The sequence below is a fragment of the Anditalea andensis genome (genome assembly GCF_000714815.1).
In the GTDB taxonomy this organism is placed as follows: domain Bacteria; phylum Bacteroidota; class Bacteroidia; order Cytophagales; family Cyclobacteriaceae; genus Anditalea; species Anditalea andensis.
In genome coordinates this window covers 1-18,168 of the sequence record NZ_JMIH01000028.1, presented here as the reverse complement: position 1 = coordinate 18,168, position 18,168 = coordinate 1, and the positions used below count along the sequence as shown (strand labels likewise).

The window sequence follows — 18,168 nt, the reverse complement described above, 5'->3', positions numbered from 1 at the left end:
GGTGAAACATTAATTTGTATTTAAAAATTAGTTGGCTTATTTTTCCCCGCAATTAATTTTTTGAAAAATGAAAAAAAAATTAAAACTTGATTATTATGGCAGGGTGCATTTTTTTTGGACATTGCTGCTTTTGGTGGTTGGTTATCAGCTGAACCACTCCTATAGAGAATATATTGCTGAAAATAACCTGTATGATTTTGAATTTTCCCGGGCGGGTATTGCAGGTATAAGTATGGCAGCCGTTTATTTTATGATCAGTTTTTTCCACCGCAAGGAAATTCCTGTTTATCAATTCGCATTTATTTTTAGTATGTATTTTATTTTTGAGACATATCCTGTTGTTTTTAATAATCAGCCAATTGATTATTGGAGGTTTGCCTATCTGGGGCTAGCGGGATCAGTGATCTGGTTTTTTTATATACCATTTCAAAAAAAGCATCAAGGTAGGAATACATTATCGGGCACGTCAATTTTAAATATTTAAGCTATGAAATACTTGAAGATAATACTATATGCTTTACTCAGTTTGCAGTTCTGCTATACGTCAATAGAAACTATGACTGCAAATCCTACCGATACTTTCCAGTTTTTGGGTATGGAGGTAAACAAATATATTTATTTTGTTATCCAATGGTTGACGGCGATAGTCTTAATAAAATATTGCTATTGGTTATATAAAGAAAAAATTGTACACTCAGGTCAGCCTGCCAAAAAATAAAATAAAATGAAAATCAATATGAAAAGAAATGGCATTGCCATACTGAAAGTTTTATTATTTGCGACCACTTTTATAATAGCCTCACTTATCTTTAAAGATTGGGAGAATTTTAAAAGAGGGCTACAAGGTGCTCCAGAGATTGAAAAATTAAATATTACCCCATAAATAGACAATGAAAAAAGCAATAACACTCGCTCCCTTTTTAGAAGAAAGCAAGATAGACATACAATTTTTAAGAGTTTTATCCATTTTATATCTTGTTATTATTGTCTACACTTATCTGATATCAGATCCTATAGCTATGAGGCTTGGCGTGAAGGGTTATGATGACACCTTTTCTGCTATAGATAGTTTTTCCATATGGTCCGCACTGCTAATTGCGCCTATTATTGAATAGCTCTTATTTCGATTTCATTTAAGTGGACAGAGGGCACACGCATATTTTTTTCTTATCCCCCTTATCATTATCATGTTTGTTTTCAATACCTATTGGTACATCTTCTTTTTGGGACCTGTATTATTTTTGATTCGGATGTGGTGGGAAGAGAAAAAAGAACATGGTAAAAAAAATCTTTCAACTTTTTTGTTCTGCACCATAGTAATAATTACATCCCTTATATTTGACAGGATTCACTTTATCAATGTTGTAACTGATAATGAGACGCTTGCTATATTTTTGGTGATTATGGCACTTACGCCTGCTACTTTATTATTAAGCTTTATCCGGTATAAGAAAGGTTTGGTATATGCTATGGTTTTCATAGTATATCAAACTTTTTAACCTTATTTTTGAATGGTCTCATATATCATTAATAAGATTGAAACTAGGTTATGAGCCCTCGATCAAATAAAATAATGGCTGCCATTTGCTTTCTACTGTGTGGATTGTCACTGATATTCCTGGTACTTCGGCTTCATAAATTGAGAGGGGAGCCCATTTCGGAAACTATAATAGGATATGGTGTTTTAGGGAATATCCTCACTTTCATAGGTACGGGTTTGACGGGATTCGTATTTGTGCAGCGATTAAAAGATCCTATTTAAATAAACCTGATATGGTAAACAGCAATCAAAGCGAATTAAAAAAATACTCATCGAAGCGCTCTGCTTTCATTCATATATTGATAGCGGTTTTTATTTTGTTGCCCATTTTAGTATTTGTGATAGGGTGGGACAGCTTCAGTGCCAGGCCGTATCTAATCATCAGCGTATTGCCGCCTATTGTTATCATTCTTCATATATATTTTAGTACCTATTATTGTATTGGACAGGGCAAGCTATTTTACAAGTCGGGGTTTTTAAAAGGAGAAATTCCGATCAGCCAGATCAAGGAAGTCATCAAAAACATAACCGTATATGTGGGGGTGAAGCCAGCACTTGGCCTTAAAGGATTGCTGATCAAATACAACAAATTTGATGAGGTGTACATCACACCAGAGGACAACGAGGTATTTGTAATGGATCTGCTAAAAGAAAATGATCAGATAAAAGTGAGCTCTTGAGTAGTAGCGGATATAAATGAAATGAAAAGATATGGATATAAGAAAAAGTGTTTATTTAAAAACTATATTATTTGGGATAGTGTATGCCATTATTTACCTCTTAATAAACTTTGTAGAATTAAATTTTTCAAGTCATCAGGAAATATATGCTGGATGGAGCGCCTTCAGCTTAATATATTTTCTGATCAACTTAGTAATAGGGTTATTTATTGGATTTTGGTTGATGTATAATCATTACAAATATCCTGAAAAGGAAGAAGCTTAAAACTCTAAAGCAGCTACCAAGTCTGTCAATATTATGAAGTTTATTGTTTTGCATTTATTAGTAACCACAGAGAGCAAGAGGCCACAGAGAAGAAAAGCGCGAGGCGACGGGGGCAAGGGAGGGAACAGAGGATTCTCTTCGGAAATGAGCAAAGCGACACATGAATTGTCTTATAATTAATCGAAATTTATGGTTGTTATAAAAAAGCGTCAGAAGATTCCTGAACAATACCCTTCAGAAACTCAAAACTTTTATTTTAACAGGCCAGGCTGTCGGGAAAGGCGAATTCACAGTGATGGATTTCTTGATTTTATTGGGTATCAAATTTCCTGTGATAATAGTAACAGGAATAATTTTATGGCTAATGGATGCCAATGAACTGGACCATAAATTAGATTTTATTGATAATAAAACTTTTTTCTTCATCCTAAATGTAACCATTGGTCCTTTTATTGAAGAACTAATATTTCGTTGCCCTCTTCATCTCAAAACAAAAGCAATTATCATTTCAGCTATTTTATCAATTGGTTTTTAGGAGGGTCATCTTGGGTATTCGGTGCTGGATATTTAGTATTCCTTGGAATTTTCTTGATCGGAAAGCTGATAAGAATACCACTTCCGATAATTTATGTTATTTATATTTCCACAGGATTTTTCGCTTTGATGCACTTGGCTAATTATTCGGATCTTGATTATCTGAAGCATTTTTATCTGCTGCCATTTTTGGTTCTTAGCTAGTTTTTAGGTGGATTGATTCTCTGTTTTGTCAGACTTTCACATGGATTTATGATGGGCGTATACTTTCATGCGCTTTTTAATGGGATTTTGGGATTAACACTATTTTTTGAGTAAGCTGATAAATCCATAGATTTATAACAAAAATCATTTGAACTGTTTAAGGATTAATCCAAGTTTAAATTTTATAAATTCGAGATTGCCTGATTATTTAGCAGCAATGCAAAACTTAATCGATAGGTACTATTGCAATTGTAAAGAATGCTGGATATTTTTCCAGCTCATTTTAAAACTGACCTTTTGCTTCTGGAAATTTTTCAATTTATAACTGTATTCTTATGTTAGTAACAACTCTTCATTACCAAAATCAAAAAATTGAATTCTATAACTCATGGTCAGGAAAAGAAACCATTAAAGGAAAATGGGCAAAAAGTTTCTACCAAAAGGTCTTTTTTAGGTGGCGGACACGTCTTTAGTATAAACACTGAAGGAGCTGATAAGCAATTTAAATTCACTTCCAGTCTAGGATATGGAGGTATTGTATATGATATGTATGTTGATGGGGATCCTATACTGGAATCTTCAAAGGGTGGATTTTTTTATTCTGCAATGATAATTGGAATGGCTATAGGTATATTTATCTCTATCTATAACAGGGGATTTTAAATAAGCAAACTTCAATATATATAGGGTTATGAACAGCAGCATATATCAGGATTTGCTCAATTTTATAAAAAAGCCAAAGTTGATGCGAACTGTGGCACCACTGACGGCCTCCAATTTCTTTCTTCTTTTGATGATCACGTTTGGTTTGGTCATACCTTATGCATTTCTCCTTGAGTTTATGGGAGTAGGAGAATTTGATAATATTATTCAAGAATTGATGAGGGACCATAAGGCCCTAGTTCTGGTAATGGTAATTGTGTTTGCGCCGCTGTTGGAAGAAACCATCTTCCGTTATCATCTTACCTTGCAGAAAAAAGCGATTATGTGGAGTTTGATAGCTTCTGTTTTTATGTTATCACAGCTATGGATTATCGGAGCAGGACTGATGCTATACCTCTTGGTTTTGTTTATACTGGCGCTTCGGAAAAACCCGCCTCCCCTCCATATTGCAGTATACATTTCCGCCTTCTTTTTTGGAATTGTCCACCTGGGAAATTACAGAGATTTTGATTTTCTTTCTAATTTCTACTGGATACCTTTCTTGGTATTGATCCAGTTCGGACTTGGACTTTTACTAAGCTTTATAAGACTTCACTATGGATTACTTAAAGCCATGCTTTTCCATGCAGTCTATAATGCGGTGTTAGTTGTGCCTGCAGTATTTCTAGAATTTGATTAAATAGTAAGACAACTGGGGCTTATATTCAAAGATTAATTTTAAGTATATAATAAAAATCGTATGAAAAAGACAATTATACTACTATTGATGACTGTGGTCATCTTCTATATTGGGTATTTAATAACATATCGTCATGACTTCGTTCGTGGCTTTCTTGAGGGGTTTAATTCAATCTAAAATGATGATTAAAATATATTGATTAATATGGTTGGGGATAAATCATTTCAAGTCTTTCTACTTGTAATGTTTCTCATAGGGATCGTTTTAAGTGTTTTCATAGGTATACACTTAGATTTATAAAATGATTTTTACCATTAAATATAATGAAGTTTTCGTTAGAATAATTATAAGGATAATGGTTATGAACAAGTTTATCAATGGGGTTTCATTGTACTATCTATTCGCAATACTGATTTTATTATCTGTAGGGTTAGGATACTTTGTAGGTGTAAGGATGTGGCACTAATAAAGAGTGATGAGAAATAATATCTTTTTAGATTTTCGGCATTTTTTAACTTCCAGTAATTCTTTATCTAAAGCTGATTTAGATGGCAAAAGCTTTTTAACATTACTGGTTTTTAAAATCCTAGTTGTGTTATTATTGGCTACACTTATCTTAACCTTTAGAATCGAAAAATTTCAGCATGTAGATGGGTGGCTTGGAACTTCCAAATTCAAAATAGTTTTGAATGCAGTGATTTTAGCCCCTATCATGGAAGAATTTATGTTTAGGTATCATCAAAAGCTATCTATACAAAGGTTGCTTATTTCTTTCTTTTTGCATTGATTATGTTTCACTCGTCATTATTCCACCTTTTAATCTTCGCATTGTATATTGGAGGACTGGCACTTTTATTAAAATTTAGGACACCTCCCTCTCGGATAATTATAGTATTCCTGTCCGCTGTAATTTTTGCCTTATTTCATTTAGCAAATTATAATACGCTAGATGTACTCATCAATTTCTATTACATACCTTTATTGATTTTGTCTCAATTCGTCGGAGCTTTGATTCTCTCGTTTATATTTTGGAATTACGGATTAAAATATAGTATTCTATTTCATATGACCTGGGATTTAATATTTATTCTTCCAAAATTATTACTATAGATTTAATTAAATGAGCATGATCAAATTCAATAAATTAAAAGCTATTTATGCCATTCTATTTTTGATAAATCCTGGTTTATTCTTGGTTTTCAGACTTCCATATCAACAATATATTTATGAAAACAATGTCTATGATTTTCATTTTGCCGATGTGGCGCCAAATTTTTTTTCAGTTTTTATGGTTGTTTTTTTTCATAAATCCCTAAGTAATGATGTAAATAATAAAGTGATTTGTATAGGTCATTTATAGGGCTGGTGATTTATGAGATATTTATTCAGCAACATATTTATGACGCAACCCTTGATATGTTTGATGTTTTAGCTTCATTCCTAGGAGCTTTTTTGTGTTTTCATATATGTAAAACAGTTGATGAAAAATTTTCTGTGCAGATTTAAACCTGAATTAGCAGATAGACTAGTAAAAAAGGGGATGAACCCTCACCTGATTCCTTGTATTATATTCCACCGCCGGCATAGGAATCCGATATATACTCAGCAGATAAATAGCCGTTTTCAGAAACCTTCCCTTCACCGGCAGATACCTTAGATCTATATCAGTAGAAAGGAAAAACTGTCTGTAAGATTGATGCCCTGCCAGGCGGTTTTTTATCGGATCACCATAAACCATTCCACCTGCGCCGTATCCAGTGGCTATATTCAGCCACTTAGGGAAGCGGCTATCTTTCTTTAAAAATGCGGCTATGTCAACTGAAAGCCAATAACTCTGCCCGTTATAATCCTGAAGGATCTGCTCGGGGAGCGAATTACCGAACATTTCCAATCGATTGGGATCATAGGGGGTCGGACGAAAGGAAAATTTGGGCATGATACGGATCTCTCCCCAGGTAAGCTCCTGAGCTATGACTCCTGCAGATCCGAGGGTATTGGCAGCAAAATCACTTACCGATGCTCCATATTCGGAACTAAATCCATCAAATAATTCTATAGGGGTCTGTAAGACTACTCCCATCATTCCTCCAATCCATATGGCTTTTTTCTCCTTAACTCCCGCCCAGCGAAGTGCATCTATACCAGCCCTACTTTGGTGAAAAGCAGTATAAAAATGTCCTGCTTTATCCATCTGGTTCCAATAGTGAAGGTCGTCATGGAAGTGGAAACTGCTTCTGGTATCCTGGGAATACCATGCTTTGTTAAGCAATACCAGACTTGCAGTATACCCTACTGCAAATCCAATAGATAATCCGATCACCCGATTTTGAACCTGGTGGGGAGTAAGTGTGTCACTACTTACTTGTACTTGAGCTATTGAATGGGTTGATAAATGAAATAGTAATAAAAATATTGAAAGCATTTTACCCATCACCGGGGGAAAGGAGGTCTTATGCATTCTTTTACACATAGGTAAATTATAATCGTTTTTCCGAAAATAGGGAGACTTATAACCTCAATGATTTTTCAAACTATCTCCCCGACTTGGATTTGCTTTTACAGTAAAGACCGGGATATTATTCAAACGTATGATTTTTTAATGAAAAAATTAAATAAAATCTACTTTTTATGATTTTGTTTATTATTTTGAAAAAGTTAACCATCTCCCTTTTTAAAACTAATATCGATAATACTCCCTAATAAAAGAACGAATTTGTCCATAATCGGACATTTTTTTAAGACCAATCGTCCGCTACTGTAACAAGATAACTAATCTCTTATTTTTTTATATTTTAAAGTATATTGAAAATTTGTTACTCAGCCATAAATAACTTACTTTTCCAACCTATTTTTAACTTTTGCCGTTTTGTAAGGCATCTTATTATCATACAATGAATTATACTGTTTTACATTCGGCAAATAGAAAATTAAATCCAAATCTATACTTATGAGAAAGTTTTCGCTTTTGATGTTGCTAAGTGGCGCACTATGCCTTTCGGCAATAGCACAAAACAACATTGAATACAAGGAATTTACCCTTGACAATGGCTTGCATGTAATCATGCATCAGGATAATACAACTCCTATTATTACTGCATCAGTATTATATCATGTAGGCTCAAAAAATGAAAATCCAGAAAGAACGGGTTTCGCACACTTTTTTGAGCACCTCCTTTTCGAAGGTTCTGAAAACCTTGGTAGGGGTGAGTATATGAATATCATTCAGTCAGCAGGAGGTACTTTAAATGCTTTTACCTCTAATGATATTACGTACTATTACCAAACTTTGCCATCCAATCAGCTGGAACTCGCTCTTTATATGGAAAGCGAAAGAATGCTTCATGCAAAAATTGATCAGGTAGGGGTGGATACTCAAAGAGAAGTAGTAAAAGAAGAAAAAAGACAGCGGTATGATAATCAGCCATACGGTACCATCTTGCCAGAGACAATGTCCCGTGCATATTCTAAACATCCATATCAGTGGACTCCTATAGGTTCACTGGAACATTTGAATGCCGCTTCTTTGGATGAGTTCATTGAGTTTTATAATGATTTTTATGTGCCAAATAATGCTACTTTAACAATAGCCGGTGACATAGATTATGATCAGGCAGAGGAATGGGTTAAACAGTATTTTTCAGAAGTACCACAAGGTACAGGTGAAATTAGAAGACCAAATGTAGAGGAACCTAAAAAGACTGAAGAAGTTCGGGATATCATTTATGATAATATTCAGATTCCTGCTGTAATCCAAGCCTATAATTTACCGAAAAAGACGCATGAAGATTCTTATGCGATGAGTATGCTTTCTACCTACCTTACAGGTGGGAAATCGTCTTTGATGAACAAAGAATTGGTGGAGAAACAGCAGAAAGCACTTGCGGTTCAAGCCATTCCATTGGATCTAGAGGATGGTGGGATATTCATTATGTATGGCGTTGCTAATATGGGTATAGAAGCATCTGCTCTGGAATCAGAGATAGATGTGATTCTAAGAAAGGTTCAGGAAGAAGGCATCTCTGATAGAGATTTTCAGAAACTTCAAAATATTATAGAGAATAGATTGGTGAGTAAAAATTCTACTATGGCAGGAGTGGCACAGAATCTGGCTGAGTCCAAAGTATTTTACGGAGATACTGAATATATCAATCAAGAGCTTTCTAATTATAGAAAAGTTAAACAGGAAGATATTAAGCGTGTAGCAAATGAGTACTTGACATTAGAAGGTAGAGTAGTATTGCATTATCTTCCAAAGTCTGCTCAGCCTGCTGAATAAATCATTAAAAAGTATATCAATTATAAACAGATGAAATCGAGTATGAGTAAAGCCCCACAAATGGGATGATTATAGATTCTGCGAGATTCCAACTGACCTTTGAAAAAAAATATAAACAGATGAAAAACATATTTATATATCTAATGCTTTCTTTGGTCATATCCCAAACCGGATTTGCCCAAGTAGACAGGAGTAAGCGGCCTGAACCAGGGCCTGCCCCTGAAATAAAGATTGGAGATGCAGAATCCTTTACTCTGGCTAATGGTCTAAAAGTATTTGTGGTAGAGAATAACAAACTTCCTAGAGTTGCTTTTTCTTTAATCTTGGATAGAGATCCTATTTTTGAAGGGGAAAAGGCCGGACTCACAGATTTTGTAGGACAAATGATGATGGCTGGAACATCCTCCAGAAGTAAAGATGAGTTGGATGAAGAAGTGGATTTCCTTGGTGCTTCATTGAATGCTGGTGCTACATCCCTGTTTGCTTCTTCTTTAAAAAAGAACCAGGACAAAATAGTAGAACTAATGGCTGATGTTCTTTATAATCCGATATTTCCAGAGTCGGAATTAGAGAGGCTGAAAAAGCAAGCTATCAGTGGCTTGGCTAGCAGCAAAGACAACCCGGACGCTATTTCCAGCAGACTGACCTCTTCAGTAGTTTTTGGTAAGGAACACCCTTATGGAGAAGAAGCCACCGAAGAGACAATTGGTAATATCACGGTAGAAGATGTAAAAGACTATTATACCACTTACTTCCGTCCTAACATAGCCTATATGGCGATTGTGGGGGACATTAATAAAGGGGAAGCTGAAAAATTGGTAACCCAGTATTTTGCTGAATGGGAAAAAGGCGAGGTTCCATCTAAAGATGTAGCAAAGCCACAGGCCCCTGAAAAAAATAAGGTAGCAATGGTAGATAGGTCCGCATCTGTGCAGTCTGTAATCAGCGTAACACATCCTGTGAAAATGCACATTAGCGATGAAGACTATCTAGATACACGTGTGCTTAATTACGTTTTGGGTGGAGGATCTTCCTCTAGACTATTTATGAACTTAAGAGAAGACAAAGGATATACCTACGGAGCTTATTCATCGATAGGATCTGATAAGCATATCGCTACTTTTTCTGCAGGAGCATCTGTTAGGTCTGAAGTAACAGACAGTGCTGTATATGAAATCATTTATGAAATCAGGAATATAGTAGAAAATGGAATTACCCAGGAAGAACTCGATGCAGCTAAAGCTAACCTTAGCGGAAGCTTCGGCCGTTCTCTGGAAAGCCCTTCTACTATTGCCAATTTTGCTATAAATACTGAGCGATATGATTTATCCAAGGATTTCTATGCCACCTATCTTCAGCGCCTAAATGATTTGACTGTAGAGGATATCAATCAGGCGGCTAAAAAATACCTTAAACCTGAGAACATGTACATCACTGTAGTAGGAAATGGTTCAGTTATCCAGGATGGTCTTGCCCAATTTGGAGAGATAAACCAGTATGACAATATGGGCAATCCTGCAAGGAAGGTCGTAATGGCAGACGCTGATATGACTGCTGAGCGGGTATTGGCTAACTATATTGACGCTATTGGAGGTGAAGAGAACGTCTCTAATATAGAAAGGGCGAAAATTTCTAGTACTGCTGAAGTTCAGGGCATGAAATTGGATATGCTGAGTGTACATGATGAACCTAACGGGATGTTCAGTCAGAAGATCATGATGATGGGAAATGTAGCTTCTAATATAGTGATCAAGGATGGTAAAGCTACCATGACAGGAATGGGCCAGAGCCAGGAAATGACCGATGAGCAATTTGAAGAAGCAAAGATGGGTATGTACATCATCCCTGAAACAAGATATGAGGAAATGGGATATACCCTGGATCTGGATGGGGTAAAGGATGTAGATGGGCAGGATGCCTATAAAGTGATCGTCACAAACCCTACCGGTGCGCAGGTGACTAATTACTACAGCGTATCTTCAGGCCTAAAGATCAAAAGCGAAAGTGCTTCTAGTGGTGAAGTCGTTTATGAAAATTATAAGGAATATGAAGGTGTAAAATTTCCTACCCAATTAACAGTAAAATCACCGATGATCCCTATGCCGCTCAAATCCGTGGTAGAAAATGTTGAAATCAATGCGGATCTTGCAGCTGCTGATTTTAATTAGTATTGTAAATTAGTAAAAAATGGGCTTTACAGAGGGCATCTTGGATGGCTATCCAGGATGCCCATGGTAGATTTCATCGTGTTCCCTCGTCACGGGAGAAGTTATGGCCTTTAAAAATCAAAATATAATCAGATGGAATCGAGCATGAAGCTAACTTCACACATAGGGATGATGATAAACTTGCTAGCGTGCAGCCCGATCTCGGTTGAGGGTAGTCTCCTACAGATTAAATTGAAGTAGATGCAGTCCACAACTAGGGAAATTATTGGTCATTATGCAAATTCCTTTTCAGATCTTCGTACGGAATAATCGATAAGCTTAAAAAACTCCAAAAAAATAAACAAATGATGACAAGAAAAATAGGTTTAATAGCGCTAGTGGCGCTGATTACCAGCCTGAGCGCCATAGCGGCTCCTGCACATAAAAAAGAGCCCTCTGCCACAGAAGTGATAGAAAAATATATTGCTGCTATCGGTGGGGAGTCTAGCCTTCGTAATATTAAAACTGCCCGCCTCGAAATGGTGGCCGAGTTTCAGGGTATGGTCATAAATATGTTCTTTGTGCATGATGATGAAAATAGCCGCATGAACCAAAAAGTAATGGTAATGGGTAATCAGGCTTCCAATATTACTGTAAAGGACGGTAAGGCTGTAGTATCAGGGATGGGGCAAAACCAAACATTGTCTGATGAACAGTATGAGGAAGCTAGAATGAATATGTTCATCTTCCCAGAGCTTCATTATGATGAAATGGGTTACGAACTCACCCATGAAGGAACCCATGATGTAGATGGCGAGGAAGCGCATAAAATAGCAGTAAAAAATTCCACAGGCGCTTCTATCATCAATTATTATAGCGTAGAAACAGGTCTTAAAGTTAAAAGTGAAAATGCCACCGCTGGAGATACATTTTATGCTGATTATGAAGTCTTTGAGGGCGTCAAATATCCAACATCGTTATCGGTTAAATCTCCCATGCTACCTGAACCTATGAAAGCTACAGTAGAAACTGTGGATTTCAATGCTGAAGTTTCAGATGATGATTTCGAATAAAATATAATGATATAGTGGCCCACTTGCTATAGTGGGCCCTTTACATTACTTGGAGCTAATTTTTCATAAGATACTTATTGCCACTCTCACCTGTGTTGAACACGTTTTTTTATGACATCCAATATTTTCTTTTGATGGCAGTTTCTAGCACTCTCAGTTTATGTTGGGTATAATATGATGTGTCTTTATGTGGTAATATAATTTTAATTTCCCTGCCAAACCGAAGCAATTCCATCGTTATGGCTGCCGCATCAGACCGATAATCCGGTGAAAATTTCTCTCCTCCTATGTGACAAATTTCATCACCTATCATGACTTGTTCAAAAGCTGGTGCAGCTATGTGTACTTTGGTCACTACCCCAGTATCAGATGTCATAATACCTAATCTTCCTTCCAAAAAGGAAGTTCTTGGTGCTCTATCGCAGGTTATTCCTATGCTTCTTAATTGGTCAACAAGTATTGGCCATATATCTTCAGTTCCCCATATGTACCTTTCAAAAAATTCGTTCAATCCCTCATCGCAGATAGTTGCCAATACGGTATCTTTAAAATCTTTTAAGGAATATCCAATATTCGTTTTGCCGAATCTGATCCACATCCCTTTCATCACTTCATGAAGGGAGCTGCCATTGTCCAGAAGGATAAGGTCTAAACAAAGAGAGATCATCGCTCCTCTATTATAAATTGATACTTTTTTATCGGGTATTCCTGTTTTGTATCCATCTAGCCAAAGATCCAGACTGGAAGAAACAATGGATTGGTTTTGCCATCCATAGCTTTCATATTCTCTATCAAGAAGTTTCTCTATAATCTTAAGGTAATCTTCCAAAGTGTAATAGCCGGACTTCAGTAAAAACAAATCTCCCATATATGTTGTTACTCCTTCCGCCACCATTCCGGTATTGATATAGGCTTCCTTTGCGAAGTTATAGGGCATTAGCTCTTTTGGCCGGATCCTGCATACATTCCAAAAGTGATACAGCTCATGTGAGCTTACTCCCACCAGTTTATCGAGGTATTCTTTATCTTTTAATTTAATCGCAGGCCCCAGGGTGATTACCGTCGAATATTGATGTTCTACCCCATGATAATGTTTATAAGGAAGTATCTGTAATATGAAATGATAGTCTTCAGCAGGGAATTCTCCAAAAGCTTTGATTTGTTTACAGGTAAATTCCTTAAATGTGGTGAGTAAATCTGCTACATCAAAATGGATGTCTCCCTGTATCCAAATGTGGAAAGTAGTCTTTTCGACGGTATAGGTAAAATGTGAAAGCGAAGATGATGCTATTAATGGGCTGTCTACCAAATGTTGGAAATTTTCTGCTCTAAACAGGTGTTGGTCTATCTGGGGCAATGCTGTAGCTGTGGTATAATTTGGGGGAAGGTCTATTTGGACGGTGATTTCTTCATCAGCTCTTCCTTTTACTTCGAATATGAAATTGATAAAATTCAAATAGAGCTGTTCATCATCTGACCAGCTGCCACCTGCGTCCATCTGGTTCGCATGGAAATCATATTTAACCGTATAAATACCTTCTTCGTCTGCCGAGAATGTCCATAAGTCTTTTGTCTCTTTTCGGACAGCTATAGATACATCTGTTTTAAATACTTCTAGCTTTCTTATTTTTTGTGCATAATTTGCTAGTTCGTATCTTCCTGGTCTCCATGCAGGGAGCTGCAGCATAATCGTCTCCTTTTTATGGCAGTATATATGTAAGTCTAGTTGGATATATTGGGATAAGGGATTGATCCTATGTATGAAATATTGCATTTGTGATTAGCTTATTGAAAAACAAAAGTAAGTTACTGATTTGTAAATCAAAAAATCCTATTTATCTTTGCAATCCTTTTTAGGGGCAACCCTTTGAAGCAGATATAGGATCGCAAATATTAAATAAAGCATAAAATGAAAAGAACATTTCAGCCTTCTCGAAGAAAAAGAAGAAACAAGCACGGATTCAGAGAAAGAATGTCTACTGCTAACGGTAGAAGAGTAATCAGATCGAGAAGAGCAAAAGGCAGACATAAGCTTACTGTATCTTCAGAAAAAACGGTGAAGAAGTAATTCTTAAAGCATGATTTGCGTATTTTTGGATACGGTAATAATGTGCTATGAATTATAAACTTCCCAAGAATGAGAGATTACATTCTAAAAAGTCAATAAAGGAACTTTTTGATAAAGGTTCCTCTTTTTTTTTATATCCCTTCAAAGTTCTGGTCTTAGAATCGGATCTGGTTGAAACTAATCAGGTGCTTTTTTCTGTTTCTAAGAAAAAAATAAAAAAAGCGGTAAACCGTAACTTTGTCAAACGCAGGATCAAAGAAGCTTACCGTCTAAATAAACATCTACTGGACGTTCCTTTAAGTAAGAATAAACTTATAGCTTTCATATACGTATCATCCGATCTGGACAGTTTTCATAAAATTCAGCCCAGAATACAGAAGATTTTAAAAAAAATAGCCCAACCCGAAAATTCCTAAGTTAACTTATTATTATGACCAATAAGAATAAAATCATTATCCTTCTGCTGTCCATTATCATGATAGGCGGTGTATTTTTTTCATTCAATATTAAGAACGATAAGCTTTTTGCGATAGCAAAAAACTTGGACATCTTTGCCTCGGTCATCAGGGAACTAGATTCTTATTATGTAGATGATATTGACCCTGAAGAATTGGTGACCATAGGTATAAATGCCATGTTGGAGGAGTTAGATCCCTATACTGAATATATACCAGAAGAGAATTCTGATGATTTCAGGATGATGACTACAGGAGAATATGCCGGTGTGGGAGCTTTAATAGGTAACAGAATAGGCACTAATATGATATTGATGCCATATAAGGGCTTTCCTGCCCAGGCTGGGGGGTTGAGGATAGGGGATGAACTGCTTAAAGTAGATTCCATAGATGTAAGGGAGATGGGAACGCCAGATATTTCTAAGCTGCTAAAAGGCCCGGCAAATACAGAAGTCAGCATAAAAGTAAAAAGGGGTGATGATACATTGGCAGTAAATATTACAAGAAAAAAAATCGTCATCAGTAATGTCCCTTATTATGGAATGATTGATAATGAAACCGGGTACATCAAGTTAACTGATTTTACAACCAATGCAGCTGCTGATGTCCGCAAGGCTTTACTTGACCTAAAAGGCCAGGGAGCTACCAAAATGGTTTTGGATGTAAGGGATAATCCGGGCGGGATATTAAAAGAAGCAGTAGAAATAGTCAATTTGTTTATTCCCAAAGGAAAAGAGGTTGTAAAGACAAAAGGAAAACTGGCTAGTGTAAATGCGGTTTATAAAACCGAAAAATCTCCGGTAGATAAGGACATACCTTTGGTGGTCCTGATCAATGAACGTAGTGCTTCTGCATCCGAGATTGTGGCAGGTGCTTTACAGGATTATGACAGAGCTGTATTGGTTGGTAGAAAGACATTCGGTAAAGGGTTGGTACAAAGTACTATTCCACTTTCTTATAATTCTCAAGTAAAGGTGACCACTGCTAAATATTATATTCCAAGTGGGCGATTGATCCAAGCGATCGATTATAGCCAGAAAGATGAGGAAGGACAGGGTCGAACCATACCTGATTCTCTAAGAAATGAATTTAAAACCAAAGGAGGTAGAATAGTGCGGGATGGAGCCGGGATAGAACCGGATAATTTGATAGCAACTCGTAGTTATGCCCCCATAACTTATAGCTTGGTAGCGAGAGGTCTTGTCTTTGATTTTGCAAATTCTTTTTCCAGAAAGCATGCTGAAATAGCCGGACCTCGAGAATTTAATGTTTCTGATGAGCTGTACCAAGAATTTGTGCTATGGCTGAAAGATAAAGAATATGACTATACCACCAGAGTAGAAAAGACTATTGAAGACCTTGAAAAATATGCTGAAAAGGAAAAATATTTTGAAGAGATCAAAAATGAAATTGCACAACTAAAGAAAAGTGTAAATCATAATAAAGAACAGGATCTGGTGACATTTAAGTCGGAAATAAAGGATGCATTGAAAGATGAACTGATTTCCAGATATTATTATCAGGAAGGTATAGTAGAGACCTCATTGGACAGTGATGAAGATATCCAAGAATCACTTAAGGTGCTTTCCAGTCATGATCAATATGCAATGCTATTGAAAGCTAATAGCAAGAAAAAATAAATTAAAAATGATTTTTTTCTAATTGGCCGTAGCTTTTATAACAGCTCTTTAGGGCGCAGGAGGAGAGACGGTGTTTATCGCCGTTTTTCCTTTTGTGCATTTGAAGGTAGGCGTTTAGGATGGAGAGAGCTGCATAATCCTATCACCGATTCTTTGGTCGGAACATTTTTTCGCACCCTTATCCTGCCACATGAAATACATACGGAAATATACGTTAGGATATCAATTGTTTTAATGATCGCTACATCGTCCTGATTACAGCTATTTACATTCATTGGGTGTGGTGATAGCATTAAATATGCCTTCCAAAAAGTTAAAAATTGTTTTTACTATCTTTGTGGCTTTGATTATTGAAGATAAAAGTTTTGAGTTGATAAGTATATGGGTTTGATATTATCTATAGAAACGGCTATTGCTGTTTGTTCGGTGGCATTGCACAGAGAAGGTAACTTACTTGGAAGGTTGGAACTGCACCAGGATAATGTGCACTCCCAAAAATTAATGCCCATCATTGACGCATTACTGACACAGGGCGGATTTAAAACAAACGATTTACAAGCCATAGCCGTTTCTTCAGGTCCAGGTTCCTATACCGGATTACGGATAGGTGTATCTACAGCTAAAGGTATGGCCTTTGCAAATGATATCCCTCTGATAGCAGTAGACACATTGGATGCTTTGGCATATGGCATACACCAAATAGTGGATCCAAAGGATTTTATTGTTCCGATGATAGATGCAAGGCGTATGGAGGTGTATCAAAAAGTATTGGATGGCGAGATGAACGAGATTTCTGTTTTGGAACCATTGATCATTGATGGATCCAGCTACATTGAATATTTTGACAGAGGGAAAGTATTTTTTTTAGGTGATGCAGTATCCAAAATAAAAAATCAAATAAAGCACCACAATGCAAGGTTCCTTGACATGGTCAATTCCGCTTCATCTGTAGGGAAGTTGGCCCATAAAAAATTCATGATGAATGATATGGTAGATGTTGCTTATTTTGAACCGAACTACCTAAAGGAATTTAGGGTTATTACCTCGAAGAAAAATCCGCTATTGTTATGAGTGAAATCGTAAACCGTATTGCAAACAGTTCTATAGCTACTATAGATCTGGAAGAATTCTATCCTGCTGGAGACCGTATTGTTTTTGACTTAAAAGATTACCTGTATATGGAGCTGGTCTTGAAAGAAATGGATTTTAGGAAAGCACTAAAAGAACTTGACTGGTCATTATATAAAGGGAAGTATGTGGCTGTTCATTGTTCAGTAGATGCGATAGTGCCTACATGGGCCTATATGTTAGTCACTGCCTATCTGGATGAAGTGGCAGCAGCATATGCTGTAGGAGATAAAGACGCTTTGGAACAGTTCTTATTTCATGAGGCATTGAATAAAATCAATCCTGATGACTATGTGAATAGGCCTGTAGTGGTCAAAGGCTGCAGTGATGTGGCAGTTCCGCTTTTTGCTTATGGTGAAATCATAAGGCGTTTAAAGGGGGTTGCTAAGTCTATTATGTTTGGAGAGCCATGCAGTACTGTGCCGATTTATAAGCGTTCTAAGGCGTGAAAAAGAATATATCGCTTGAAAACAGGTATTTAAGAATTATTTCTCAAAAATATTAAGCGGTAGTTTGGTAATTTTACAAAAGAGCTCTATGTTTGCATTCCCATTCGGGGCAAGCAAGACAAAAGGTATTGGTTGACAAATTTGAAAGGCAAATAACAGTCTATTTAGGAATTAAATTTTAAAATTTTTTCTATAATGATTGTTGGAGATTAAAAATAATCTCCTGATATTTGCACTCGCTTTCGGAAAAGATGTTTTTCGAAACAACTCTCGCAAGAGAATTAAGTTCATTGAAGTAATGTAAGACAATACGACATATAGGTAATATGCAAATATTACACCTGACAAAGAGACAAGATGGAATAAA

At 36.3% G+C, this 18,168-nt stretch carries 18 protein-coding genes; 16 read left to right on the top strand and 2 right to left on the bottom strand.

What is annotated here, in order from left to right; all coding sequences use genetic code 11:
- Positions 1-67: 67 nt before the first annotated feature.
- The 8 genes from EL17_RS19285 (at position 68) to EL17_RS24415 (ending at position 5,675) form a co-directional block, all read left to right on the top strand.
- On the top strand, positions 68-484 hold the full coding sequence (locus tag EL17_RS19285) for a hypothetical protein (RefSeq protein WP_035078120.1): 417 nt from the start codon (positions 68-70) through the stop codon (positions 482-484).
- Between the two features lie 240 nt (positions 485-724).
- Entirely contained in the window at positions 725-883 is a 159-nt protein-coding gene (locus EL17_RS23660) for a hypothetical protein (RefSeq protein ID WP_164675172.1), read from the top strand.
- A gap of 7 nt (positions 884-890) precedes the next feature.
- Positions 891-1,115 (top strand): hypothetical protein, encoded by a 225-nt coding sequence (locus tag EL17_RS19280; protein ID WP_035078118.1) that lies wholly within the window; start codon positions 891-893, stop codon positions 1,113-1,115.
- A gap of 658 nt (positions 1,116-1,773) precedes the next feature.
- Complete coding sequence (locus EL17_RS19270) at positions 1,774-2,220, top strand: PH domain-containing protein (RefSeq protein WP_035078101.1); 447 nt, start codon at positions 1,774-1,776, stop codon at positions 2,218-2,220.
- 1,375 nt (positions 2,221-3,595) lie between these two features.
- A complete protein-coding gene (locus tag EL17_RS19255; protein WP_035078095.1) occupies positions 3,596-3,886 on the top strand; it encodes a hypothetical protein in 291 nt (96 codons plus the stop codon).
- A gap of 28 nt (positions 3,887-3,914) precedes the next feature.
- Positions 3,915-4,565 (top strand): CPBP family glutamic-type intramembrane protease, encoded by a 651-nt coding sequence (locus EL17_RS19250; protein WP_035078092.1) that lies wholly within the window; start codon positions 3,915-3,917, stop codon positions 4,563-4,565.
- A 475-nt stretch (positions 4,566-5,040) separates the two neighbouring features.
- Positions 5,041-5,352, top strand: a complete 312-nt coding sequence (locus tag EL17_RS19245) for a hypothetical protein (RefSeq protein ID WP_035078090.1) — start codon at positions 5,041-5,043, stop codon at positions 5,350-5,352.
- Positions 5,353-5,354: 2 nt separating this feature from the next.
- Entirely contained in the window at positions 5,355-5,675 is a 321-nt protein-coding gene (locus EL17_RS24415) for a CPBP family glutamic-type intramembrane protease (protein ID WP_164675173.1), read from the top strand.
- A gap of 415 nt (positions 5,676-6,090) precedes the next feature.
- Here the strand turns inward: EL17_RS24415 and EL17_RS19235 are convergent, their stop codons facing one another.
- Positions 6,091-7,023, bottom strand: coding sequence for a DUF2279 domain-containing protein (locus tag EL17_RS19235; protein ID WP_240486033.1), 933 nt, complete (start codon positions 7,021-7,023; stop codon positions 6,091-6,093).
- Positions 7,024-7,512: 489 nt separating this feature from the next.
- Here EL17_RS19235 and EL17_RS19230 point away from each other — a divergent pair, with 489 nt between their 5' ends.
- The 3 genes from EL17_RS19230 (at position 7,513) to EL17_RS19220 (ending at position 12,061) form a co-directional block, all read left to right on the top strand.
- On the top strand, positions 7,513-8,841 hold the full coding sequence (locus EL17_RS19230) for a M16 family metallopeptidase (RefSeq protein ID WP_035078085.1): 1,329 nt from the start codon (positions 7,513-7,515) through the stop codon (positions 8,839-8,841).
- 119 nt (positions 8,842-8,960) lie between these two features.
- Positions 8,961-11,009 (top strand): M16 family metallopeptidase, encoded by a 2,049-nt coding sequence (locus tag EL17_RS19225; RefSeq protein ID WP_035078082.1) that lies wholly within the window; start codon positions 8,961-8,963, stop codon positions 11,007-11,009.
- A gap of 344 nt (positions 11,010-11,353) precedes the next feature.
- Positions 11,354-12,061 (top strand): hypothetical protein, encoded by a 708-nt coding sequence (locus EL17_RS19220; protein WP_035078079.1) that lies wholly within the window; start codon positions 11,354-11,356, stop codon positions 12,059-12,061.
- Positions 12,062-12,170: 109 nt separating this feature from the next.
- On the opposite strand, the gene EL17_RS19215 is transcribed toward EL17_RS19220, so the two are convergent.
- Complete coding sequence (locus EL17_RS19215) at positions 12,171-13,835, bottom strand: M61 family metallopeptidase (RefSeq protein WP_035078076.1); 1,665 nt, start codon at positions 13,833-13,835, stop codon at positions 12,171-12,173.
- Between the two features lie 135 nt (positions 13,836-13,970).
- On the opposite strand from EL17_RS19215, the gene rpmH reads away from it, so the two are divergent.
- The 5 genes from rpmH (at position 13,971) to EL17_RS19195 (ending at position 17,801) form a co-directional block, all read left to right on the top strand.
- A complete protein-coding gene (gene rpmH, locus EL17_RS23205) occupies positions 13,971-14,129 on the top strand; it encodes a 50S ribosomal protein L34 (RefSeq protein WP_084166277.1) in 159 nt (52 codons plus the stop codon).
- A gap of 47 nt (positions 14,130-14,176) precedes the next feature.
- Positions 14,177-14,545 (top strand): ribonuclease P protein component, encoded by a 369-nt coding sequence (rnpA, locus tag EL17_RS19210; protein WP_035078073.1) that lies wholly within the window; start codon positions 14,177-14,179, stop codon positions 14,543-14,545.
- A 14-nt stretch (positions 14,546-14,559) separates the two neighbouring features.
- Positions 14,560-16,224: a S41 family peptidase gene (locus EL17_RS19205; protein ID WP_035078070.1), complete on the top strand. Its 1,665-nt coding sequence runs from the start codon at positions 14,560-14,562 to the stop codon at positions 16,222-16,224.
- Between the two features lie 381 nt (positions 16,225-16,605).
- Positions 16,606-17,295 (top strand): tRNA (adenosine(37)-N6)-threonylcarbamoyltransferase complex dimerization subunit type 1 TsaB, encoded by a 690-nt coding sequence (gene tsaB / locus EL17_RS19200; RefSeq protein ID WP_035078068.1) that lies wholly within the window; start codon positions 16,606-16,608, stop codon positions 17,293-17,295.
- A complete protein-coding gene (locus EL17_RS19195) occupies positions 17,292-17,801 on the top strand; it encodes a DUF2480 family protein (RefSeq protein ID WP_035078065.1) in 510 nt (169 codons plus the stop codon). Before tsaB ends, EL17_RS19195 begins: the two co-directional genes overlap by 4 nt.
- The last annotated feature ends 367 nt before the right edge of the window (positions 17,802-18,168 follow it).